The organism is Catenulispora acidiphila DSM 44928, from assembly GCF_000024025.1.
GTDB lineage: Bacteria > Actinomycetota > Actinomycetes > Streptomycetales > Catenulisporaceae > Catenulispora > Catenulispora acidiphila.
In genome coordinates, this window is the sequence record NC_013131.1 from 8,075,680 (window position 1) to 8,097,813 (window position 22,134).

Genomic DNA, 22,134 nt, shown 5'->3' on the forward strand with positions numbered 1-22,134 from the left:
AACATCGGTGCGAAGCAATCCATCGCGTCGTATCGGCGCCGCCGCGGCCACCGCCGCGCTGCTCGCCCTGCCCGCCACCGCCCTCGGCGGGCCGGCGTACGCCGCCGCCTCCGCGACCCCCGCAGCGACCAGCCTGGTCCAGGTCAGCAGCGACCCCTACACCGACAGCCAGGCCCAGCACGCCACCGAAGTCGAACCGGACACCTTCTCCTTCGGCAGCACCGTCGTCTCGGCGTTCCAGGTCGGCCGGGTCTTCGGCGGCGGCGCCTCGAACATCGGCTGGTCCGAATCCACCGACGGCGGCACCACCTGGACCCACGGCTTCCTGCCCGACACCACCGCCAACACCGGCGGTCCCTACGGCCAGGTCAGCGACGCCTCGGTCGCCTACGACGCCAAGCACGGCCAATGGCTGATCTCCTACCTCGGGATCCTGCCCTCCGGCAACGTCAACGTCGCCGTCAGCCGCTCCCCCGACGGCCACACCTGGGGCAACCCGGTGACCGTGTCCAGCGCCACGTTCGACGACAAGAACTGGACCGTCTGCGACAACCACACCGCCAGCACCTTCTACGGGCACTGCTACACCGAGTACGACGACGCCAACGCCGGCGACGCCGAGCACATGCGCACCTCCACCGACGGTGGCCTGACCTGGGGCACGCAGAAGAGTCCATCGGGCAACCCGAGCGGACTCGGCGGCCAGCCGGTCGTGCAGCCCAACGGAACCGTCGTGGTCCCCTACTCGGCCAGCACCTCCGAGCGCGCCTTCACCTCCACCAACGGCGGCACCAGCTGGACCGCGAGCGTCCGCATCGCCACCGTCAGCCACCACACCGTCGCAGGCCTGGAATCAGACTCCATCGCCCCGCAGGACGAACTGCGCGAGAGCCCGCTGCCCTCGGCCGAGATCGACGCCGCCGGCAAGGTCTACGTCACCTGGTCCGACTGCCGCTTCCGCTCCGGCTGCCCCAGCAACGACATCATCATGTCGACCTCGACCAACGGCACCACCTGGAGCACCCCGACCCGGGTGCCGATCGACGCGACCAACAGCACCGTCGACCACTTCACGCCGGGCATCGGCGTCGACCCCTCCAGCTCGGGAAGCACCGCGCGCATCGGCCTGGCGTACTACTACTACCCGGTCGCCAACTGCACCGACACCACCTGCAAGCTCGACGTCGGCTACGTCTCCTCGACCAACGGCGGCGCCACCTGGAGCACCCCGACCCAGCTCGCTGGCCCGATGACCCTGGCGTGGCTGCCCAACACCTCGCAGGGACGCATGTTCGGCGACTACATCTCCACCTCCGTCTTCGCCGGCGGCAATGCCTTGCCGGTCATCGCGGTGGCCTCCGCACCAAGCGGCTCGACATTCACCATGGGCATGTTCGCCCCAACCGGCGGACTCACCATCGGCGGCGCCGCTAAGTAAGGACTCTGCGATCGCAATCAGTACGCCGGGCGGAACGGGACGATGACCGGTCCGTCCGGCGGCTGCGACTCCTCGGCGGAAAGGAGCGTGTCGGCTGTTTCGAACGGTGGCGCCCGGTGGCGCCGGTGGCGTTGTCCGCGGCGGCGCGGCGGCGCGCGCCACCGGGCGGTCTCACTCGGAGCGGGGCAACAGGCCTCGTTCGAGGGCGGTGACGACGGCGTGCGTGCGGTCGCTGACGTCGAGCTTGGCGAAGACGCGGAGCAGGTGGGTCTTCACCGTCGCCTCGGCGATGACCAGCCGTTTGCCGATGTCGGCGTTGGACAGGCCGTCGGCGACGCCGTTGAGCACGTCGACCTCCCGCGTGGTCAGCACGACAGGGGCGGGTTGCCGCATGCGCGCCACAAGCTTGGCCGCGATCCGGGGCGCCAGGACGGTCTCGCCGCGGGCCGCGCCGCGGATGGCCTCCACGAGCTGCTCGCGGGTGGTGTCCTTGAGCAGATAGCCGATCGCGCCGGCCTCGACCGCGCGCTCGATCTCGGCGTCGGTGTCATAAGTGGTGAGGATCAGGACCCTGGTTCCGGTTTTGCCGGCGACGATCTCGGTGGTGGCCGCGACGCCGTCCAGGACGGGCATCCGCAGATCGAGCAGCGCCACGTCGGCGCCGAGGCGCTCGACGAGCTCGACCGCCTCCCGGCCGTCGCCGGCCTCGCCGACGATGGTGATGGTGGGCTCGGAGGCCAGCAGGGCGACGACGCCGGCGCGCATCACCGTGTGGTCGTCGGCCAGGACGACGCGGATCGTGTCGTGGGTCATGTCACCCCTGATCGTTCGTGGGAATCATGGCGAGGACGCGGGTGCCGTCGCCCGGCGAGCTGGTGACGGTGAGCTCGCCGCCGAGGTCGGCGAGGCGCTTGCGCATGCCGTCGAGGCCGAAGCCCCGGGAGCGGCCGACGACGAAGCCGCGGCCGTCGTCGGTGATCTCCAGCTCGATGCCGTGCGGATGCGGCGTGAGGACGACGCCGATGGTCGAGGCGGCGGCGTGTTTGCGGGCGTTGGCCAGCGATTCCTGGGTGCAGCGCAGCAGCGCGATCCGGGTCTGCTGGTCGCACTCGATGTCCGGCAGCTCCGCGCTGACGGCGAGCCCGGTGTCCTCCACGAAACGGTCCAGGGTCCGGCGCAGGCTCTGGGCGACCGAGCCCTGCACGACGTGCGGAGCCGAGCCGACCAGGACCCGTGCCTCGGCGAGGTTCTCGCGGGCGGTGCGTTCGATCGACAGCAACTGCTGGGAGCTCTTCGCCGGGCTCGCAGCGATACCCGCGCGGGCGGCCTCGGCCAGCACGATGATGGACGCGAAGCCCTGGGCCAAGGTGTCGTGGATCTCCCGGGCGAGCCGTTGGCGCTCTTGCGCGGCGCCCTCGCGGCGGTTGGCCTCGGCCAGTTGCCGCTGGGTCTCCTCCAGCTCCGCGCTCAGGCGGCGGGCGCGCTCGTCGCTCTGCCGGATATACCAGTTCATCAACAGGCCGATCAGGACGCCGGCGGCGTACCCGATGCAGGTGAAGACCGTGTTGCCGGTGAGGAACGCGCCGGCGGCCGCTCCGCCGGCGAGGCATGCCAGCGCCGCGGCGCCGCTGAGAGCGATCGCCCGCCGTGGTCCTGCGGCGAGGATCCAGAATTGCGGAAGGGAGATGATGAACATCGCGGCGCCTCCCTTCAGCACGTACGCCTGAACGCCCAGGCCGATCGCGAGCAGGGCGAGGAAAGCCTGCGGGCGCAGGACGAGATTGCCGGGGACGAATCTGACGGCCGCATAGCAGAGGCCGAGCACGGCCAGCAGCGCCAACGACCAGGACTTCGTCTCGGCCGGCAGGTCCACCACCATGGCGATCGCCGGGGGGACCAGGCCGAAGACCAACCAGAGCGCGGAGTACCAGAGATGGAGTCTGCGCAACTGGCTCCGGTCGGTGGGCTGCGAGGCCGTGATCATGCTGATCAGCCTACTTTCACCAACGGACGATCAGCGCTCTCGGCGGTCTGCGCCCGGCGCATGCCCCGGGACGGCCACCAGTTGGCGTTCCCGAGCAGCAGCATGAGCGAGGGCAGAATCACCACGCGGATGACGAACGCGTCCAACAGCACGGCCGACGCCAGACTGAAGCCCATCTGCTTCATCTCCATGATGTGCAGCGGGACGAAGCTGGCGAACACCGTCACCATCACCAGGGCCGCGCTGGTCACCACGCGGGCCGAGCCGCCGATGCCCTGCAGGACGGCCTGCCGCGTGGGGACGCCGCTCAGCGCCGCCTCCCTGATCCGGCTGATCACGAACACTTGGTAGTCCATCGACAGCCCGAAGAGGATCACGAACAGCAACAGCGGTACACGGGAACCGATCGAGCCGGTGGAGTGGAAGCTGAGCAACCCTTCGGCCCATGTGCCCTGGAAGACCAGCACCAGCAGGCCCAGCGAGGCGCCGGCCGACAACAGGTTGAGCAGCATGCCGATCAGGCCGAGGACCACCGAGCGGAACGCGAAGACCGTCATGGCGAAGGTCGCCAACAGCAAGGCTCCGACGATCAGCGGCAGCTTCTGCTTCTGGTGCTCGGGATAGTCCGCGAAACGGGCCACGTCCCCGGTCACCGCGGCCTCGACGCCGGGCAGCTTGCCGACGGTGGCCGGCAGGTAGTTCTCGCGGATGTCCTTGAGCGACTGCCGGGCCGCCTTGTCGCTCACGTAGTGCGGCACTGCCAGCTCCAGCAGGCTGACCCGGCCATCCGTCGACGTACGCAGCGTCGCCGTGCCGGCCATGTCCGGGTCGGACTTCGCGCGCTGGGCGAGGTCGTCGAGCGCCGCGCGCACCTCCTGCGCGCGACTGGCATCGGCGCTGACGACGACCTGGTTCATGGCCTTCAGCTCGGGGAACGCGGTGTTGAGCCGGTCGAAGGTCTGCATGGCGGGGATGGTGCGCGGATAGGTTTCCGGGCCCATGTCGGTCAGGTTGAGGCCCAGCAGCGGCGAGGCCAGGGCGAGCAAAGCGATGACACCCGCCGCCAGCGTCACGGCCGGGCGCTTGCTCGTGGCGCGCAGCAGGGCGGAGATGACCGGTCCGGCGCCGGACTCCGGCTGCCGCGTCCGCGCGGTCTTGTGGCGCAGTCCCGCGCGCGCCTGCTTGCGCTCCCGGCGTCGCTGCGCCCGGGCGCCGAGCTTGGCCAGCAGCGCGGGCAGGACGGTCATCGAGCTGATCACGGCGACCAGGGTGACGACGATCGCGGCGGTGGCGATGTTGGCGAAGATGACGTCGTCGGCGAGGTACATCGTCGCGCTGGAGACCATGACGGCGAGCCCTGAGACCACGACGGCCCGGCCCGAGGTGGCGGCGGCCACCTCGACCACCGCCTGCGGGCTCATTCGGCCGCCCGAACGGGCCCGCTCCTCCCGTTCGCGCTTGAGGTAGAACAGGGTGTAGTCGACGCCGACCGCCATGCCGATCAGCAGGATGATGTTGACGCCGACGCCGGTGTCGGGGAAGACGTGCGAGGCGAGCATCGACAGGCCGACGGCGGCGAGGATCGAGGAGATCGCCAGCAGCAGCGGCACCAGCGCCATCGCGATCGAGGCGAAGACCACCAGCATCGTGATCAGGGTGATCGGCAGGGCGATCATCTCGGTCTTCGACAGGTCCTTGTCGCGCAGGGCGTCGACGGCTTTGCCGATGGAGGAGTCGCCGGTCTCCTCGATGCGCAGGCTCGGGTGGGCGGCCTGCGCCTGAGCGGTCTGGGCGCGGAGTGCGTCGACGTGCTGGTCGCCCTCTAGCTCAGGGCCCTTGATCACCACGTCGAGGCGTAGCGCCGTGCCGTCGGCGGAACGGATCGGTCCTGAGACCGAGTCCACGTCGGGCAGTGCGCGCATGCGTGCGGTGACGTCCAGCGCGGCGGCGGTGGCCGCGGCGACGTCGAGCCGGCCGGCGCCGGGATTGGCCGTGATCAGCACTCGTTCCACAGGCCTTTGCTGCAGACCGCCCTGAGCCGCCAGCGCCTCCGCCCGCCCCGCCTCTCCGATGCGGAAGTCCGCGGACTTGGCGGCGTTACCGCCGACCGCCGTGCCGATTCCGAGGCACAGCACGACGAATAAGAACCATCCGGTGATCGCGCGCCAGGGGTGCCCGGCGCTCCATCGAGCCACCCGTACAGGAAGTTTGGTCATGGCATAAATGCTGGCCGGAGCCTCGGTGCCGCCGACAGCCTCGACCGGCTGAACCTCGTGTCCACCGATCGGTGGAACGACGGGTGTGGTTTGGGGCGCGTGCTGCGTGGTGGTGGGTCGCGCGCCAGGCGCCGTCGGGTCGCGTGCCGCGCGGCATCGGGCCACATGCCGCATGCCATCTCGTCACGTACCATCCCGTCGCCAGCGGGTCAGCGTCCGATCAGGCGCATGTCGGCCTCTTCGTGCGTGCTGCCGAGCGCTCGGGTGAGGGTGTCGAGCTTGCCGGTTTGCTCCGCGGTCAGTTCGATGCCGTCTGCGGCGCTGTTCTCCTCGACGCGGGAGACCCGTTTGGTGCCGGGGATCGGGGCGATGGTGTCGGCCTTCGCCAGGAGCCAGGCCAGGGCCACCTGCGCGGGCGTGGCTCCTGATTCGGCGGCGACGGCTTGGACCTCGTCGGCGATCCGCAGGTTGTGGCGGAAGTTCTCGCCGGTGAAGCGTGGATTGTTCTTGCGCCAGTCGTTGTCGTCGAGCTGCGCGGTGGACCGGATCGCGCCGGTGAGGAAGCCGTGGCCGAGCGGTGAGAAGGGCACGAAGCCGATGCCGAGTTCCTGGGTCAGCGGCAGTACTTCGGCCTCGGGATCCCGGGTCCAGAGGGAGTATTCCGACTGGAGTGCGGCGATCGGGTGGACGGCGTGAGCGCGGCGGATCGTCGCGGGCCCGGCCGCGGACAGGCCGATGTGGCGGATCTTGCCCTCGGCGACGAGTTCGGCCAGCGCGGCGACGGTCTCCTCGATCGGCGTGTCCGGGTCGACGCGGTGCTGGTAGTACAGGTCGATGTGATCGGTACCGAGGCGCCGCAGCGAGCCCTCGACGGCGATCCGGATGGTGGCCGGGCTGCTGTCGAGTCTGCGAGCGCCACCGTGCAGGTGCGAGATGCGGCCGAACTTGGTGGCCAGCACCACCTCGTCGCGACGGCCTTTGACGGCGCGGCCGAGGAGTTCCTCGTTGGTGAAGGGCCCGTAGGTCTCGGCGGTGTCGAGGAGGGTGACTCCGAGGTCCAGCGCGCGCCGGACGGTGCGAAGCGACTCGGCGTCATCGGCGCCCGCGCCGGTATAGGCGGCGGACATGCCCATGGCGCCCAAACCGATGCGGGAGACGTCCAGGCCTCCCAGCTTGATGTGCTTCACGATGATCGCTCCAACCCGTTTCTCATGGATTCCGACATCCCGCACCGACGGTGTCGTGCTCCCCCGCGCGCCGGAAGACCGCGGTATTCCTAGGAGTGGCAGGGTCAGGCTGGCCGTAGCTCCGAATGCCAGACTGAAGCTGTGCCGGGACCGAACGAGCTAGGCGACTTCCTGCGGGCCCGCCGGGCACGGCTGCGTCCGGGCGACGTCAGCCTGCCACCGAGCTCCGGCATCCGACGGACGCCCGGACTGCGTCGCGAGGAGACCGCCGCACTCGCGGGAGTGTCCATCGACTACTACATCCGGCTTGAGCAGGGCAAAGAGACCAACCCGAGCGGTCCGATCCTGGATGGCCTGGCCCGCGCCCTCCGGCTGAACGAGGAAGAGACCGCCCACCTGTACGCGCTCGCCAACCACGCCGCGGGACGCACGGCGCGTGGCGCGACGCCTGCCGTGCGGGAGGTACGGCCCGGCGTCCTCCAGCTCCTCGAAACGGTGCGCCCCTGCCCGGCGTACGTACTCACCCGCACCAGCGATCTGCTGGCCGCCAACCCCGAGGCCCTCGCCCTGTTCATCGGCCTGGCGGACTGGCCGCCCGAGCAACGCAACACCATCCGCTACACGTTCTTCCACCCAGCGGCGCACGACCTGTTCGCCGACTGGAACCGCGCCGCCGAAACAACCGCCGCGCACCTGCACACCCTCGCCGCCGAAACACCCAACGACCCGACCCTCACCGCACTGATCACCGAACTACTCAACGCCAGCCCCGAATTCACCCACCTCTGGCACCGCCACGACATCCGCCAGCGACGCGGCCAGCCCAAGACATTCCGCCACCCCCACATCGGCGAACTAACCCTCACCAACGAAGTCCTCCACCTCCCCGACGGCCAACGAATGAGCATCTACCAAGCCGAACCCGGCACCCCCGACCACGCCGCCCTGGCTCTGCTCTCGCGGATCGCCAGTGGCGACAAGCCAGAAAACGCTGCCCGGTAGCAGGCCATCGGACTTCAGGTTCGAGATCGCCCGCGAGCACGCGACGCCCTCAGTACGAGCTCGCGAGCCGGCCATGTCCCGCGCTCGGGCGGCCCTGCGCGGCTCCTCAGCAGGTGGTGCGGTTGGGTGTCGTGGTGAACCGACGGGCGTTCGGGCGCGGGCGCAGCGCTCAAGGGACAGTCGCCCGTGAACCACCTGTCCGCCATGTTCCCGCCGAAGGTGTGGCGGGGCTGCAAGGCAAGCGCCGCCAAGGATTTGCCGACTCTTCATGCGGGCTCTGCTTTCGCGGTCGGGGGTTGGTGGTCTGATCCCAGGGGTCAGGTGGGTTGGCGGGGTGTGTGGCGTGAGAGGGATGAGGTTGAGGTTTATGGGCGAGGGTGCTGGGCGTTCGGTGGGGCGGGGTCGGCGGGTTGCTTGGGGGGCGGTGGCTGCGTTTTCGGTGAGTGCGGCTGTGGTGGGGGCGCCTGGGGTTGCTTCGGCGCGGGCTTCTTGGGGTGGGGATGGGGTTGTTCCGGGGGATCTGGTGGTCAGTCGGGTGCACTACACCGGGACTGCTGGGATGATCACGCCGGGGGTGACCGTGTTGCCGACGGGGGCGGTGGCGGTGGCTGATGGCGGGTTCGCGCATGTTTGGGACAATGTGCAGGTTGATCCGAACTTCGGGGTTACTGCGCCGATCTATCTGGACCAGATGACGCCGGGTGGGCGGCCGGTGGGCACGATCGCTGTTCCGGATGGCGCGCCTGGTGCTGCGGGGCGTGGGCACGATGGGCTCGTGAGCAGCTTCTCGTCGAAGTCTGAGTTGGCGCTGAATCTGTCCAGCAAGGGCTCGGCGCTCACGTTCATGGGCTACGTGGCGCCGGCGAACACGTTGGACGCCTCCAACGGGAACACGCCTGGTGTCGTCGACCCGACGAACCCTGATGCGCAGTCGGTGTATCGGGCTGTCGCCGAGCTCGATCGCAATGGGAAGTTCTGGTTCACCGAGACCAACGCCTACAGCGGTGACAACGGTCGGGCCGCGGTCCTGGACGACAAGACCGGTTTGTACTACACCGCCGGCAACTCCAACAACGGTGAGGGGACCTCGGTTCCCGGCGTCATCTTCGGCACCGGTGCGCAGCTGGTGCGGCCCGCCTACAAGCCGGAGCAGGCGCAGAACCCGGGCAGCCCGACGCCGGTCGGCGGCTTCAGCGTCACGCAGCTGCCGGCGAACACGAAGGCTGACAAGCTCGGCAAGGACACGAACTTCGCCGAGGTCGCCGACTACAACAACGTGCTCTACTACACCAAGGGCAGCGGCAGCAACGGGATCGACACCGTCTACTTCGTCGACACCACTGGCAAGGCGTGCCCGCAGGGTGTCGGCGTCCCGGTGCCCGGGGCTGCGTTTCCGTCGAGCGCCGATGCCTACGACCCCGCGACCGGTAACCCGGCGGGCAACATGTGCGTGCTGGCCGGTTTCCCGACGGCGCTGGCCAAGTCCATCAAGACTCCAGACACCGGTGCGGCGTCCAACACCGCCGACATCGGCGCGTTGTGGTTCGCCAACTCGACCACGCTCTATGTCGCCGACTCCGGCAACGGCGACGACACCTACGCCGACGGCAGCTACACCGGCGCCGCGGCGCAGAACCTCGCCGGCATCCAGAAGTGGTCGCTGGTCAACGGCACCTGGACGTACGACTACACCCTCAACACCGGCCTCGGACTCGGCGTCCCCTACACCGTCGCGGGCCTGCCGACCGGAACCAACCCCGCCACCGGCCGCCCCTGGGCGCCGGCGGTCGACGGCATCCGCAACTTCACCGGCAAGACCAACTGCGACGGCACCGTGACGCTCTACGCCGTCACCACCGCCGTCGGCGGCGTCACCGACTACGGCGCCGACCCGAACAAGCTGGTCGCCATCACCGACAAGACGGCCGCCGTCGCCGCGCCCGCCGGCGAGAAGTTCACCACGCTGCGGACGACCGGCGCGGGCGACGTGCTCCGGGGCGTCTCCTTCACTCCCGGCACCCGCTGAGCACCAGCAGCAGATGTGAGGCCTCGGCTCGGAACTCGAGCCGAGGCCAGCCCCGCCGGGCTAGAGTCGCGCACATGACCAGGTCTCGATGCATCAAGAGGTACCGGTGACCAGCCTGAACAGCGCCGTCATCGAGCTGCTGGGGCGCCCGAACATGCTCGGCGAAGACCGCGCGCTCGCTGCCCGGATGATCGTGGCCGACGGGGAGATCAACCACATCCTCGCCCGCACCAAGGGCATCCTGGCCCGCCCGATCTGGGCCGGCTGCGCTCACGAGTCGGACCGGTGCAACGACCTGTTCGTCGCCGAATGGGAGCGGTTCAAGTCCCGCGTGGCCGATGACACCGAATTCCGCAGACACCCCAGCCCAAGCGAGAGGGACGTCTTCAAGGAAGCAGTCGCGGGTACCGAGTACGCATTGGCGAGACTACGGCAGGAGTTCGCCCAGCTCGGCAAAACAAGCTGGGTCTATGACGACGAAGAGCCCTGATCGGCGTCGCACCATCCTTGCCGCCGATGACGTGCCCGGCCTCAGCCGCTAGACAGGCGCGGCAGAACCCGTTGCGGGTCAGCGTCGCTGCGCTCGGCGAGGAGGGCGGCGGAGCCGAGGACTTCGGGGTCGGGGAGCTGGGCGATTTCAAGGTCTTTGTTCGCGTAGGGGAACAGGGAGAGGACGTGTCGCATGGCGGCTAGGCGCGCTCGCTTTTTGTCGTTGCTCTTGATGACTGTCCAGGGGGCGTCGGCGGTGTCGGTGTAGAAGAACATCGCTTCCTTGGCGTCGGTGTAGAGCTGCCAGCGTTCTAGGGAGGCGAGGTCCATGGGGCTCAGCTTCCACTGGCGGACGGGGTCTACCTGGCGGATCAGGAATCTGGTGCGTTGCTCGGCTTGGGAGACGGAGAACCAGAACTTCACCAGGGTGATGCCGTCACGGACGAGCATGCGCTCGAATTCGGGCGCCTGGCGCATGAACTCCAGGTACTCGGCCGGGTCGCAGAAGCCCATGACGCGTTCGACGCCGGCTCGGTTGTACCAGGAGCGGTCGAACATCACGATCTCGCCGGCTGCGGGGAGGTGCGTCACGTAGCGCTGGAAATACCACTGGGTGCGTTCGCGCTCGGTGGGCTTCTCCAGGGCGACCACTCGGGCGCCGCGGGGGTTGAGGTGCTCGGTGAAGCGCTTGATCGTGCCGCCTTTGCCGGCTGCGTCGCGGCCCTCGAACAGGATCACCAGACGGCCGCCGGTGTCCTTGATCCAGTTCTGGAGCTTCAGCAACTCGATCTGCAGCAGCCGCTTGTCGTGCTCGTAGCGCGTACGGTCCAGGCGTTCGCGGTACGGATAGTCCTGGCGCCAGGTGTCGATCGGCACGCCGTCGGCGCCTATGAGGATCGGATCGTCGTCGTCCGCCTGCTCGATGCGCAGACCGCCGATGTCGGTCACGTCGGCGAGCGTCCACGCACGCTCCCGGTCATCGGGGTCGTTGCGGTCGTCGGGCTCGTCGGTGGCAGCGGACGGCACAGTCGGGTTTCCACTCACATGGGCAATATCCCGAATAAGTTCACCTGCTGATCATCCATCCGCCAAACACTGCGTTAACCCTGGGATCCCGCACGGGACACGGTCTGCTCGCGCCGCACAAGATAGGTGTCCATGATCCAGCCGTGACGCCGCCGCAGTTCCTGTTTGAGGGCAACGACTTCCTCGACGATCTCGAGCAACGGGCCCGAACGCAGAACTTCGTCCGGAGTGCCCAGATACGCACCCCAATACAGGTGCAGATCCGGGTCGTCGAGAGCGGCGCACGCCAGGTTCGGGTCGAGCATCACGACCGCGCTCTCCAATCCTTCGGGCAGCCCGGCGGCGAGGCGGCGGCCGGTGGTGATGTGCACCGGCTCGCCGATCCGGTTCAGCGGCAGCCGGTGCTGCGCCGCCAGCGCCTGCACGCTGGTGATGCCGGGGATGACGCGGTGCGTGAACTGCACCGCGCCGCGCGCCAGGATGTGGTCGATCACTCGCAGGGTGCTGTCATACAGCGCCGGATCGCCCCAGACCAGGAACGCGCCACGGCCGTTTTCAGGGAGATGCTCCAGGATCGCGGCCTCGAAGAGCTCGGCGCGGCGCACGTGCCAGTCATCGACCGCGCCGGTGTAGGCCTCGGCGGCGCGATCGCGCGGCGGCTCGGGGATCGTCACCATGCGGTAGTCGTCGCCGGTGATGTACCGGTCGCAGATCTCCTGCCGGAGTGCGAGCAGACCGCTCTTTTCCTCACCCTTGTCGACCACGAAGAACACGTCGGTGGCGTTGAGCGCGTTGACGGCCTGGACGGTGACGTACTCAGGGTCGCCGGCGCCGAGTCCGATGACCAGGATCTCGCGCATGCTGTGTCCTCACTGTGCGGGTGGCGGGTCCGACCGGGGGGCGGTCGATAGGGTTGCTCGATGCGGATACTCATCCTGGGCGGCACGGCGCAGGCGCGCGAACTCGCCGCCGAGCTGTGTGCCCGGGACGAGCACCGGATCATCCTCTCGCTTGCCGGCCGGACCGGCGAAACGGCCCTGCCGGTCCCGTCCGGCAGCCGGTTGCGGGTCGGCGGCTTCGGCGGCGCCGACGGGCTCGCCGCATACCTGCGCAGCGAGTCGATCGACGTGCTCATCGACGCCACGCACCCCTTCGCCGGCGCGATCTCCGAGAACGCCGCCGCGGCTTCGATCGAGTCCGGAATCCGGCTGCTGGCCTTGCGCCGCCCCCCGTGGCAGGCGCGCCCCGGCGACCGGTGGACTCACGTTCCGGACGTGGTCACCGCAGCCGCGCACGCCGCCAAGTTGGCCGATGGCCTCTGTGTATTCGTCACGACCGGTCGTCTCGAAGCGCGCGCCTACGCCAGTGATCAACAGCACACCTATCTGATCCGCACGGTCACCGCGCCCGACGGTCCGCTGCCGCCGCATCACACTCTCGTCTTCGATCGCGGGCCCTACACCGTCGCCGGCGAAACCGAGCTCATGGCACGCCATGACGTGGCGGCCCTGGTCACCAAGAACAGCGGCGGCACGTCCACCTCGGCGAAACTCACCGCCGCCCGGCAGCGAGGGATCCCGGTCATCATGGTGGACCCGCCTGCGCTGCCGGCTTCGGGTGAGGTGTACTTCGAGGTTGCTGAAGTCGTCAGGCAGGTAATCGCGATCACCTGACGGAGCGTCATTCCCCACACCGCCCGGACGTGCTTCCGATTACCTATGGGTAGCATGCAAGAGCCCGCTGAGCGGTTACCGGCGATGGAACCGGTTGCCCGGGCGGCGCCCTCCACCGACCAGCCGGCTCGCGAAGATCCACATCCCGCACCCGACCTGCGCCGGGGCGCGCATAGCGGGTCGGGTGACAGTCTGCGGAATTCGTCGTCGGGGTCCGCGGCGGGCGCCGCGGGGCGCTCCGGGCCGACGTCACCGGTATTTCGCGAGGTCGGCCCGGCAGTGCTTTACAAACAACCACTGGGATGTCGACACCACTTCAGATTTCAACAATTCTTGGGGCGCGGTCTCGGCAGGGATTCCGGCATCGACTACTTCCCTGGTGTCGTCGTGTTCTGCTACAGTCATATTGACTCCAACGGGGAGGCATAGTCGGGAATTCTTGCCGCGTTGCCTTAGTGTCGCTCCCTGCGATATCGGCTGTTCACTCGGCGGACTTCTCGAACGCTAACGACGGCCTCGCGGGGATCATGCGGCGGCCGCCGCTGGATGCCATTTGTGTGGGCGAAGGAGGCCGTCCGAAAATGCGCGACGAGACTGTTCCACAGATGACCGCGCTGTCTGCCGTCGATCAGTACGTGATCGACATCTACTGCCACGCGGTACGCCACGGCATGATCGAGTGCCTGGACGAAACAGCACGCGAACTGGGTCTGGACCGCGACCTGGTGGTGTCCGCGATCAATCAGCTGATGGACACCGGGCTGATCATCCGGGACACCTGCAACCCCAGTCTGTACCTGCCCATCGGCCCTGACGTGGCCACCGCGCTCCTGACTTATCCGATGGAGCGCGAGATCTATCAGCGCCGCGAGTTCATCGCGCGCATCAAGGGCAGTTTCGGCACGCTGGCACAGTCCGGCGCGCTGAACGGAAACCAGGTACCGGCCACAGCCGCGGCCATCGAACGGATCGATGGCGGCGCGGTGCTTAAGGGATTCCTGAAGGAATCCGGAGATGCCTGCGAAAAGGAGATCATCGTTCTCCAGCCGTACATTGAAGACGAGAACGAATTCGATGATTTACTCCAGTGTTTTCACGTCCCGGTGGACCGCGGTATCCGGCTGCGGATCGTCCTGCCGCACCGATGTCGCTCGCACCTGCGCTCGCGGGCGGCGATGAAGCGGCTGATCGAGGCCGGCGCCGAGGTCCGCACGGTGAGCCGGGTGCCGCAGTCGCTGATGGTCTTCGACAACGAGCTGTCGGTCCTGGGCTGCGGCGCCGCCGACGACTGCGTGGTCACGCGGGTGCGTGCCCAGGACGTCGTCAAGTTCCTGATAGACCACTTCCTGCACCTGTGGGACACCGCCAATCCCGTGGACGTCGCGGAGTTCGGCTACGCCGAGGCCGCCGACAGCCTGCAGCAGGACATCGCCAAGCTGATGGCGCAGGGATACACCGATGAGGCGGTCGCCCGGCGGCTCGGAATGTCGGTCCGCACGTGCCGCCGGCACATCGCGGCCCTGATGGGAAGCCTGGACGCGGTCAGCCGGTTCCAAGCCGGCGTGCGCGCGGCCAGTTCCGATCTGATCGAACTCACCTGAGCCGCAGCTGTATCCGACACGATCAGCTGTATCTGAAGTGAGTCTGTGGCTGAGGCAACTCAGTAGTAAGTCTGCACCGCCCGGTCGGGGGGCCGGGTGCGGATTCCGTCGCCGAACCGAACAAATTCCACGCACCGCCCCGGCGAACGAATTCGCGACTGGGAACCGCTAATAGTACGACCGCAAGGCCGGCCAGCGATCACTCCACGTACCCCGCAGCCCGGCACAGACCTGGATCTCCGCGCCCTGCTCGTCATTGCTCAGCCCGACTCCGTCATCGACGGTCGCGGCCGGACGGCATCCCTCGAACTGCGAGGGCAGGACCTTGTTATCGCGGAAGAAGACCAGAAGGACCGGCCCGTTCGCGGCATCCGGCGGCGGACCCCAGTCGAAGAAGCTCATGTGGCCCGAGTAGGGCTCGGGCAGACCGTATCGGGGTCCGTACATCGCGATGGCGCCCGCCTCGCCGTAGTTCTGCGTGAGGATCACCGCCCGCGAACGCTGATCAGCCGGGATCGTCTGCCACACTCCGGCAACGGTGGCGACCAACCGAGGCCAGCCCACCTGCTCCCCTTGCTCCTTGTCCACCGCGTTGACCGTGCTCACCGAGCTCGGGGGCAGCACCGGAAGCGTCGCGACACCGTTGATCACGGCCGTGACCAGCACGCCGGCCGCCAGCAGCGCGGGCCGACTGCGTCCCCGGGTAGCCCAGCCGACGACCGGCTCGGCGCCGGCCGCCAGCAGAACCAGCAACAACGGCAGCACGTAGTAGCACTTGCCACCGGTCGCCAAGACGACGACGCAAGCCAGCGGATAGGCGATGGTGAACGCGCGCAGCCTGCGCAGATCAGGGTCCCGCCACAGCCGCAGCCACCCGGCGATCCACAGCGGAGCCAGGGTCGGGGCGAGATACACGAACTGGAACGGGATGAACGTCGCCCGATTCAGCATCCCGTCCTTGCGGTCGATGCCGGAGGCGACGGTCAGCTGCGGCCAGCCGTGCCGGGCTTGCCACCACAGGTTCGGCGCGACGATCAGCACGGCGAGCGCCACTCCCCCGGCCGCCCAGCGCCACGCGCCGGATCGGGACGTCACCCGACGCGGCCCGACCAGCAGCACCGCGGCGACCAGACTCGCGATCAGCAGCAGCACCAAATCCTTGTTGAGCAAGGCGATTCCGGTCGCCGCCCCGATCGCCACGTACCAGCGTGGATCGCCGGTGCGCAGCAGCCGTGCCGCCAGCAGGCAGATCACCAGCCAGGCGAGCAGGTCGAAGGTCGCGGTGGACACCAGGTGGCCCGACATCAGGACCATCGAGGAGACCGCCGTGGCCGCCGCCGCCGCCAACTGCGCCGCGCGTCCGCCGCCGGTCTCGCGCGCCAGGAGCGCCACGGTCACGACGATCAGCACCCCGGCGAGGGTCGCGACCACGCGCAACCCCATCGGGCTCGTGCCGAACACCGCGGTGCTGGCCCGCGCCAGCAGCGGGGTCAGCGGCGGCTGGTCGACGTACCCCCACGCCAGGTGATGACCGGCCTGCAGGAAGTACAACTCGTCGCGGTGGAACCCGTACCGGCCGGACAGCGCGGTCAGCACCGCCGCGTACACCACCGCCACCGCTATCACCGGACCGGCCGCGAACGACGGCGGGGCGGAGCGTGCGGCGGACGGTTCAGGCATCACAAGCATCGATCATCGCAGCCTGATATGCCGGCGTCGACACCGTACGGCTGGCGAAGTGCGCTCCGGCCGGTGGCAACAAGTGCCCGGCAGCAAGTGCCCTCTGGCCGAGGGCGCGAGGCGCCCCGGATAGTGGCTGAGGGTCCGGGCGATGGGCGCGTGCCGACGCCGACTCCTCTCGCCGACCATCTCGAGGAAGGCCAGGAAGTGCTGGAAGCCATCGACCTCGTGAAGAACTACGGCACCCTGCGCGCCCTGGACGGCTTCAGCCTCCGGGTCGAGCCCGGGGAGATCGTCGGGCTCGTCGGCCACAACGGCGCCGGCAAGTCCACCTTCATCTCCATGGCGGCGAGCCTGGCCCGGCCGGACAGCGGCCGGATCATGATCGAGGGCCGACCGCCGGGCAAGGCTCGGGACCGGGTCGGCGTCGCACCGCAGCACATCGCTCTTTATCCCTCGGTCACGGTGCGCGAACACCTGCGGCTGTTCGGTGGGCTTTCCGGGCTGCGGCGCGGCGGGCTGCGCAGCGAGATCGACGACCTGGCGGCCGCGCTGCGGCTGACGGCGTTCCTCGACCGGCGCGCCGGCGTGCTCTCCGGCGGCCAGCAGCGCCGGACGCAAGCGGCGTGCGCGCTGATCCACCGGCCCAGCGTGCTGCTGATGGACGAGCCGACCGCCGGCGCCGACCCGGAGACCCGGCAGGCGCTGCTGGACACCGTCAAGCAGCGCGCCACCGACGGCGCCGCGGTCCTGTACACCACGCACTATCTGCCCGAGCTCACCGACCTGCGGGCCACCATCGCCGTCGCCCGCGCCGGCCGGGTCATCGCCCGCGGCACGGCCGAGGACCTGCTGGGCCGGCTGCCCGGGGAGGTCGTCGTCGCCTTCGACGACGAGCAGGTGCGGATCAGCACCGCCGACCCGACGGCCACCTTGGTCTCCCTGCTGCACGACGGCCGGCCGGTCCGCGGCGTCGAAGTGCGCAACCCCTCCCTCGACGACCTCTACCGGTCTCTGGCGGTCACAGATGTCCACAGCAACAGCTGACACCCCTTCCGGCCCGGGCGCCGGTTCCCCGCTCGACGCGGCGCGCCGGATCGGCGTGCTGATCCGGCACCAGGTCATCATGCGCGTCCGCGACCCCGGACAGGTGATCAGCTATGTGCTGACACCGATGATCCTGATGCTGGTCTTCAAACCGCTCTACCTGCGCGCCTTCGCCGGCAACCAGGGCACGCTGCAGGTCGTGACCGGCCCGCTGATCATGTTCTCGGTGTTCACCCTGGCCATCATCGGCAACTCGATCCTGGTCGAGCGCGAGTGGCACACCTGGGACCGGCTGCGGACCAGCTCGGCGTCGGTGTCCGAGATCCTGCTGGGCAAGCTGATCCCGGTCTACCTGATCGTGGTCTTCCAGCAGACGCTGCTGATGGCCTACGGCTGCCTGATCATCGGCCTGCCGTTCCCGCACTCGGTCGGGCTGGTCGCGATCGCGATCTGCAGCTGGGCGCTGGCGCTGCTGGCGCTCGGCGCGGCGCTGGCCACGGTGCTGCGCAGCCACGCCGAGCTGGGGATGGTGTCCGACGTCGGCGCCATCACCATCAGTGCCCTGGGCGGCGCCCTGGTGCCGGTGTCGATCATGCCGACGTGGGCGGCGGTCGCCGCGCACGGGTCGCCGGGGTACTGGGCGATCCGGATGATGCAGGCCGCGGTGCGCGGCGACACCGGCGGGACGCTGCGGCCGGCCGCGCTGCTGCTGGGCGGTGCGGCGGCGGCGGGGTCGTTCGCCGTCTACCGGCTGGCTCGCGGCTGGGGTCGCAGCCATCTGCTTTAGGGATCCGCACGGCTCATCCGTCGGGCTCGATTGGCACGTCTGCCTGCTCGACGTCCTGCTCAACGGCTTGCTCACCGATCTTTTCACCGGTCCGTCCGCGCGGCACCGAGACCTCGCCCAAGGAGGCATTTCATGACCGACCCCGACTACGACGGCGCGATAGCGCTGATCGGCATGTCCGGGCGCTTCCCGGGCGCGGAGAGCGTCGCCGGGCTGTGGCGCGACCTGCTGGCCGGCGTGCCGGGACTGCGCGCGATCACCGACGAGGAGCTGGCCGCGGCCGGCGTCGGCGCGGACCGGCTCGCCGATCCCGAGTACATCCGGGTCGGCGGGCCGCTGGTCCAGGTGGACCGGTTCGACGCCGGGGTGTTCGGCTTCAGCCCGCGCGAGGCGGAGACCATGGAGCCGCAGCACCGGATGTTCCTGGAGTGCTCGTGGGAGGCGCTGGAGAGCGCCGGGTACTGCCCCACCGACACCCCCGGGCACGTCGGCGTCTTCGGCGGCAGCGGGTTCCCGCACTACATGATGAGCAACGTGCGGCACGTCGCCGAGGAACCGGGCGGCGATCTGCTGCTGGGCGTCGGCAACGAGCGGGACTCGCTGGCGAATCTGGTCTCTTACAAGCTCGGGCTGCGCGGTCCGGCGATCGCGGTGCAGTCCTTCTGCTCCACCTCGCTGGTCTCGGTGCACCTGGCGGTGCAGAGCCTGCTGACCTTCGAGTGCGACATCGCGCTGGCCGGCGGCGCGTACATCCCGCTGCCGCAGCCGGTGGGCTACCAGTTCGAGCACGGCGGCATCCTGTCGCCGAACGGCCGGGTCCGCAGCTTCGACGCCGGCGCCGACGGCACGGTGATGGGCAGCGGCGTCGGCGTCGTGGCGCTCAAGCGGATGACCGAGGCGCTCGCCGACGGCGACGTGATCCACGCGGTGCTGCTGGGCTCCTCGGTGAACAACGACGGCCGGGTCCGCGTCGGCTACACCGCGCCCGGCGTCGACGGCCAGGCCGAGGTGATCGCCACGGCGCTGGAGGTGGCCGGGGTGAAGCCGGAGACGGTCGGCTACGTGGAGTGCCACGCCACCGGGACCGGCCTCGGCGACTCGATCGAGCTGGCGGCGATGGAGCGGGTGTTCCGGCAGACGCCGGAGAAGCCGTGCGTCCTGGGGTCGCTGAAGCCGAGCATCGGGCATCTGGACCGCGCTTCGGGCGTCGCCGGGCTGATGCGCGCGGCGCTGTGTCTGGAGAACCGGATCCTGCCGGCGACGCCGAACTACACGGCGCCGAACACCGCGATGGCAGGCGCCGGCGACCGATTCAGGGTTCTTACTGAGAACGAGGCATGGGAGCGCGGGTCCGAACCGCGTCGTGCCGGGGTGAGTTCGTTCGGGCTCGGTGGGACCAACGCGCATGTCGTGTTGGAGGAGGCGCCGGAGCGCGAGGCGCGTGCGGCGCGGACGGGACCGCAGCTGCTGACGTTCTCGGCGGCGGACGCGGGAGCGTTGAGCGCTATGACGGAGCGGCTGCGGGCGTTCCTGGTCGAGGACGATGCGGCTGATCTGGCCGATGTGGCGTTCACGTCGCAGGTCTCGCGGGGTGGCTTCGCGCTGCGGCGGGCTGTGGTGTGCGCCGACCGGGACGACGCGATCGCGGCGTTGGCGGATCCGGCGCGGTGGATCGACGGCGAGGCTCGGCGGCGTGCGCCGCGGGTGCGGCTGGTGGAGCCTGGCGCGGATGCTGTGAGCGACGAGTGGTGGGCGCAGCTTGGTGCGGCGGTCGCGGCGCTCGTGCCGGAGGTTGGCGAGGCGGTCTCGGCTTCGGCATCGCGTTCGCAGGACTCTGTGATGGCGATGCTCGGCGACGCGTTGCAGGTCCTCGGGGTGCGGTCCGGCGAGGACGGTGTCGAGGTGGTCGTGGCTCCCGACGGGACAGCGGATGCGACCTCGTGGCTGCTCGCGACGGTGGCTCGGCTGTGGGAGTCCGGGGCGGCGATCGAGTGGCCGGTGCTGCACGGCGGTGCGGGACGGCGCGTCGAGCTGCCGACGTATCCCTTCCAGCGTCGGCGCTACTGGGTCGAGGCACGTCCCGAGGCGGCTCCGAGCGAGCCGGTCGGGCGGGCCGCCGATCCTTCGCAGTGGACGTACTTGCCGGTGTGGGATCCGTTCCCGCTCCCGACCGCCGACCTCGACGAGCGGCTGCGGCTGGCCGGGCCGTGGCTGGTGCTGTCGGACGACGAGCGGACCGAGACGCTGATCGCGCGGTTGGGCGAGGCCGGAGCCGAGGTCGTCGCGGTGCGTCCGGGGGCGGCTTTCGACCAGGACGACGTGGGCGACTTCGTGATCCCGCGGCTGGACGACTTCGCGGAGCTCTTCGAGTCGATGTTGGTGGCGCCGCGGACGATCGTGCACGGGTTCAGCTTGGGCGGCGTGGTGTTCGACGCTGATGCCGACGCCTACGCCGATCCCGATCCGGTCATATCCTTCAGCGCGGCTCAGGAGCGCGGGTATCACAGTGCCCTGGCTCTCGCGCGGTACCTCGTCGATGACACCGGCGAGGCGACTCCGTTGGATCTCGTGTTGCTCACGTCGGGCGCGACCACGGTGGCCGGGGCGGATCTGCGTCACCCTGAGCACGCCACGCTGGCGGCTATCGCCGCGACGCTGTCGCAGGAGAATCCGCGGCTGCGTGCGCGCGAGATCGACATCGACGCGGTCGCGGCTGGCGGACGTAAGAGCTCTGTTACAGCTGAACGCTTCCGCGCCGAGGCGGTCTTGGCTGCTGCAACTGCCGAGTATGAGGGTCCTGTTGCTGAGCGCGCGGGTCAGACGTGGCTCCGTCGCTACCTGCGTCACCCGCTGCCGCGGACGGATGCGGCGTTCAAGAACGGTGACAGGGTTCTGATTACCGGTGGCCTCGGCGATGTCGGGCTCACGTTGTCACGTCACCTGGCGACCGGTTACGGCTGCCGTCTGATTCTGTGCACCCGCTCGACGCTGCCGCCGCGCTCGGCGTGGCAGGACTTCCTGGCCGACGTTCCCGCCGGGCAGGAGCGGACGGCGCGGCACGTCCAGAACATCCTCGCCCTGGAAGCCAGCGGCGCCGAGGTCATCGCGATGACGGCGGACGTCGCCGATCCGGTCGCCATGCAGGCGGTCGTCGATGCGGCGGTGGCGCGGTTCGGCGGGATCGACGTCGCGGTGCATGGCGCCGGGGTGCAGGACTCGCGCTTCTTCGCCTTCGCGCACCTCACCGAGCGGGAGCAGAGCGAGGCGCATCTGGACGCGAAGATCCGCGGGTTCCTGGTGCTGGATCAGGTGCTGGCGGGGCACTGCCCGGAGCGGCGCATCACGCTGTCTTCGCTGTCGGCGGTGCTCGGCGGGCTGACGCTGGGTGCGTATGCCGCCTCGAATGCCGGGCTGGACGCGTACGCCCGGGCGGCGCGTGCGGCGGGCAGCGGGCGGTGGGTGACCGTGGACTGGGACACCTGGAACATCGACGCCGAGCGGCTGGACGGCCACGGGCCGACCGTCACCGACTTCACCATGGCGCCGGCGGAGGGGGTGGACGTCTTCGAGCGCGCGTTGGCGGCTTCGGACCGTGTCGGGCATGTGGTGATCTCCACCGGGCCGCTGAACGCGCGGCTGGCGCAGTGGGTCACCGGGGGCGGCGCGGACGGCGGCGACGGGCAGGACGACGACGTGCGCGAGCGGTACGCGCGTCCGGACCTGCCGACGCCGTTCGAGGAGCCGCGGCCGGGGACCGAGGCGGCGCTGGCCGAGATCTGGTCCGCCGCGCTCGGGGTGGAGCCGGTCGGCGCGCTGGACGACTTCTTCGCGCTCGGCGGGCACTCGCTGGTCGCGATCAAGGTGACGACCCGGATCCGCAAGACGCTCAACGCCTCTGTGCCGGCGACGGCACTGTTGGAGGCGCCGACCGTGCGCGGGCTGGCCGCTCTGATCGACGGCTGATCAGCCGTCCGCCGA

Annotated in this window: 16 protein-coding genes; 9 read left to right on the plus strand and 7 right to left on the minus strand. The window is 69.5% G+C overall.

Annotated features, from left to right (window positions below; translation table 11 throughout):
• The first annotated feature begins 7 nt into the window (after positions 1-7).
• The gene (locus CACI_RS34545) at positions 8-1,438 is read left to right on the plus strand and encodes a sialidase family protein (RefSeq protein ID WP_015795537.1); all 1,431 of its coding nucleotides are present in this window, start codon (positions 8-10) and stop codon (positions 1,436-1,438) included.
• A gap of 171 nt (positions 1,439-1,609) precedes the next feature.
• On the opposite strand, the gene CACI_RS34550 is transcribed toward CACI_RS34545, so the two are convergent.
• From CACI_RS34550 to CACI_RS34565, 4 genes are all read right to left on the minus strand, one after another.
• A complete protein-coding gene (locus CACI_RS34550) occupies positions 1,610-2,251 on the minus strand; it encodes a response regulator (RefSeq protein WP_015795538.1) in 642 nt (213 codons plus the stop codon).
• A 1-nt stretch (position 2,252) separates the two neighbouring features.
• On the minus strand, positions 2,253-3,422 hold the full coding sequence (locus tag CACI_RS34555) for a sensor histidine kinase (protein WP_015795539.1): 1,170 nt from the start codon (positions 3,420-3,422) through the stop codon (positions 2,253-2,255).
• A gap of 5 nt (positions 3,423-3,427) precedes the next feature.
• On the minus strand, positions 3,428-5,638 hold the full coding sequence (locus CACI_RS34560; protein ID WP_041540649.1) for an MMPL family transporter: 2,211 nt from the start codon (positions 5,636-5,638) through the stop codon (positions 3,428-3,430).
• Between the two features lie 209 nt (positions 5,639-5,847).
• Positions 5,848-6,825 carry an aldo/keto reductase gene (locus CACI_RS34565; RefSeq protein WP_015795541.1) on the minus strand — a complete coding sequence of 326 codons (978 nt, stop codon included), beginning with the start codon at positions 6,823-6,825 and terminating at the stop codon, positions 5,848-5,850.
• 141 nt (positions 6,826-6,966) lie between these two features.
• On the opposite strand from CACI_RS34565, the gene CACI_RS34570 reads away from it, so the two are divergent.
• The 3 genes from CACI_RS34570 (at position 6,967) to CACI_RS34580 (ending at position 10,343) form a co-directional block, all read left to right on the plus strand.
• Positions 6,967-7,827, plus strand: a complete 861-nt coding sequence (locus tag CACI_RS34570; protein ID WP_015795542.1) for a helix-turn-helix transcriptional regulator — start codon at positions 6,967-6,969, stop codon at positions 7,825-7,827.
• Positions 7,828-8,602: 775 nt separating this feature from the next.
• Complete coding sequence (locus tag CACI_RS34575) at positions 8,603-9,853, plus strand: hypothetical protein (protein WP_143765510.1); 1,251 nt, start codon at positions 8,603-8,605, stop codon at positions 9,851-9,853.
• A gap of 106 nt (positions 9,854-9,959) precedes the next feature.
• Positions 9,960-10,343 carry a hypothetical protein gene (locus tag CACI_RS34580; RefSeq protein ID WP_041540651.1) on the plus strand — a complete coding sequence of 128 codons (384 nt, stop codon included), beginning with the start codon at positions 9,960-9,962 and terminating at the stop codon, positions 10,341-10,343.
• Between the two features lie 41 nt (positions 10,344-10,384).
• On the opposite strand, the gene ppk2 is transcribed toward CACI_RS34580, so the two are convergent.
• Both ppk2 and cobF read right to left on the minus strand, forming a co-directional pair.
• Positions 10,385-11,386: a polyphosphate kinase 2 gene (ppk2, locus tag CACI_RS34585; RefSeq protein ID WP_223297339.1), complete on the minus strand. Its 1,002-nt coding sequence runs from the start codon at positions 11,384-11,386 to the stop codon at positions 10,385-10,387.
• 56 nt (positions 11,387-11,442) lie between these two features.
• Positions 11,443-12,228 (minus strand): precorrin-6A synthase (deacetylating), encoded by a 786-nt coding sequence (cobF, locus tag CACI_RS34590; RefSeq protein ID WP_015795546.1) that lies wholly within the window; start codon positions 12,226-12,228, stop codon positions 11,443-11,445.
• Positions 12,229-12,288: 60 nt separating this feature from the next.
• Between cobF and CACI_RS34595 the strand changes: the two genes are divergently transcribed.
• Both CACI_RS34595 and CACI_RS46470 read left to right on the plus strand, forming a co-directional pair.
• Complete coding sequence (locus CACI_RS34595; RefSeq protein ID WP_015795547.1) at positions 12,289-13,041, plus strand: cobalt-precorrin-6A reductase; 753 nt, start codon at positions 12,289-12,291, stop codon at positions 13,039-13,041.
• A 581-nt stretch (positions 13,042-13,622) separates the two neighbouring features.
• Positions 13,623-14,642, plus strand: coding sequence for a helix-turn-helix transcriptional regulator (locus CACI_RS46470; protein WP_015795548.1), 1,020 nt, complete (start codon positions 13,623-13,625; stop codon positions 14,640-14,642).
• A gap of 168 nt (positions 14,643-14,810) precedes the next feature.
• Here the strand turns inward: CACI_RS46470 and CACI_RS34605 are convergent, their stop codons facing one another.
• Positions 14,811-16,331: an ArnT family glycosyltransferase gene (locus tag CACI_RS34605; protein WP_015795549.1), complete on the minus strand. Its 1,521-nt coding sequence runs from the start codon at positions 16,329-16,331 to the stop codon at positions 14,811-14,813.
• Positions 16,332-16,529: 198 nt separating this feature from the next.
• Here CACI_RS34605 and CACI_RS34610 point away from each other — a divergent pair, with 198 nt between their 5' ends.
• The 3 genes from CACI_RS34610 to CACI_RS34620 all read left to right on the plus strand — a co-directional run bounded on the left by CACI_RS34610 (position 16,530) and on the right by CACI_RS34620 (position 22,119).
• Complete coding sequence (locus CACI_RS34610) at positions 16,530-17,369, plus strand: ABC transporter ATP-binding protein (RefSeq protein WP_015795550.1); 840 nt, start codon at positions 16,530-16,532, stop codon at positions 17,367-17,369.
• Positions 17,350-18,156, plus strand: coding sequence for an ABC transporter permease (locus CACI_RS34615; protein WP_015795551.1), 807 nt, complete (start codon positions 17,350-17,352; stop codon positions 18,154-18,156). Before CACI_RS34610 ends, CACI_RS34615 begins: the two co-directional genes overlap by 20 nt.
• 132 nt (positions 18,157-18,288) lie before the next feature.
• On the plus strand, positions 18,289-22,119 hold the full coding sequence (locus tag CACI_RS34620; protein WP_015795552.1) for an SDR family NAD(P)-dependent oxidoreductase: 3,831 nt from the start codon (positions 18,289-18,291) through the stop codon (positions 22,117-22,119).
• The last annotated feature ends 15 nt before the right edge of the window (positions 22,120-22,134 follow it).

What these genes read in the sequence shown, in the direction of transcription:
- CACI_RS34550 (WP_015795538.1), bottom strand. Translation starts at nt 2,251, where the DNA reads ATGACCCACGACACGATCCGCGTCGTCCTGGCCGACGACCACACGGTG.
- CACI_RS34555 (WP_015795539.1), bottom strand. Translation starts at nt 3,422, where the DNA reads ATGATCACGGCCTCGCAGCCCACCGACCGGAGCCAGTTGCGCAGACTC.
- CACI_RS34560 (WP_041540649.1), bottom strand. Translation starts at nt 5,638, where the DNA reads ATGACCAAACTTCCTGTACGGGTGGCTCGATGGAGCGCCGGGCACCCC.
- cobF (WP_015795546.1), bottom strand. Translation starts at nt 12,228, where the DNA reads ATGCGCGAGATCCTGGTCATCGGACTCGGCGCCGGCGACCCTGAGTAC.
- CACI_RS34595 (WP_015795547.1), top strand. Translation starts at nt 12,289, where the DNA reads ATGCGGATACTCATCCTGGGCGGCACGGCGCAGGCGCGCGAACTCGCC.
- CACI_RS46470 (WP_015795548.1), top strand. Translation starts at nt 13,623, where the DNA reads ATGCGCGACGAGACTGTTCCACAGATGACCGCGCTGTCTGCCGTCGAT.
- CACI_RS34605 (WP_015795549.1), bottom strand. Translation starts at nt 16,331, where the DNA reads ATGCTTGTGATGCCTGAACCGTCCGCCGCACGCTCCGCCCCGCCGTCG.
- CACI_RS34615 (WP_015795551.1), top strand. Translation starts at nt 17,350, where the DNA reads ATGTCCACAGCAACAGCTGACACCCCTTCCGGCCCGGGCGCCGGTTCC.
- CACI_RS34620 (WP_015795552.1), top strand. Translation starts at nt 18,289, where the DNA reads ATGACCGACCCCGACTACGACGGCGCGATAGCGCTGATCGGCATGTCC.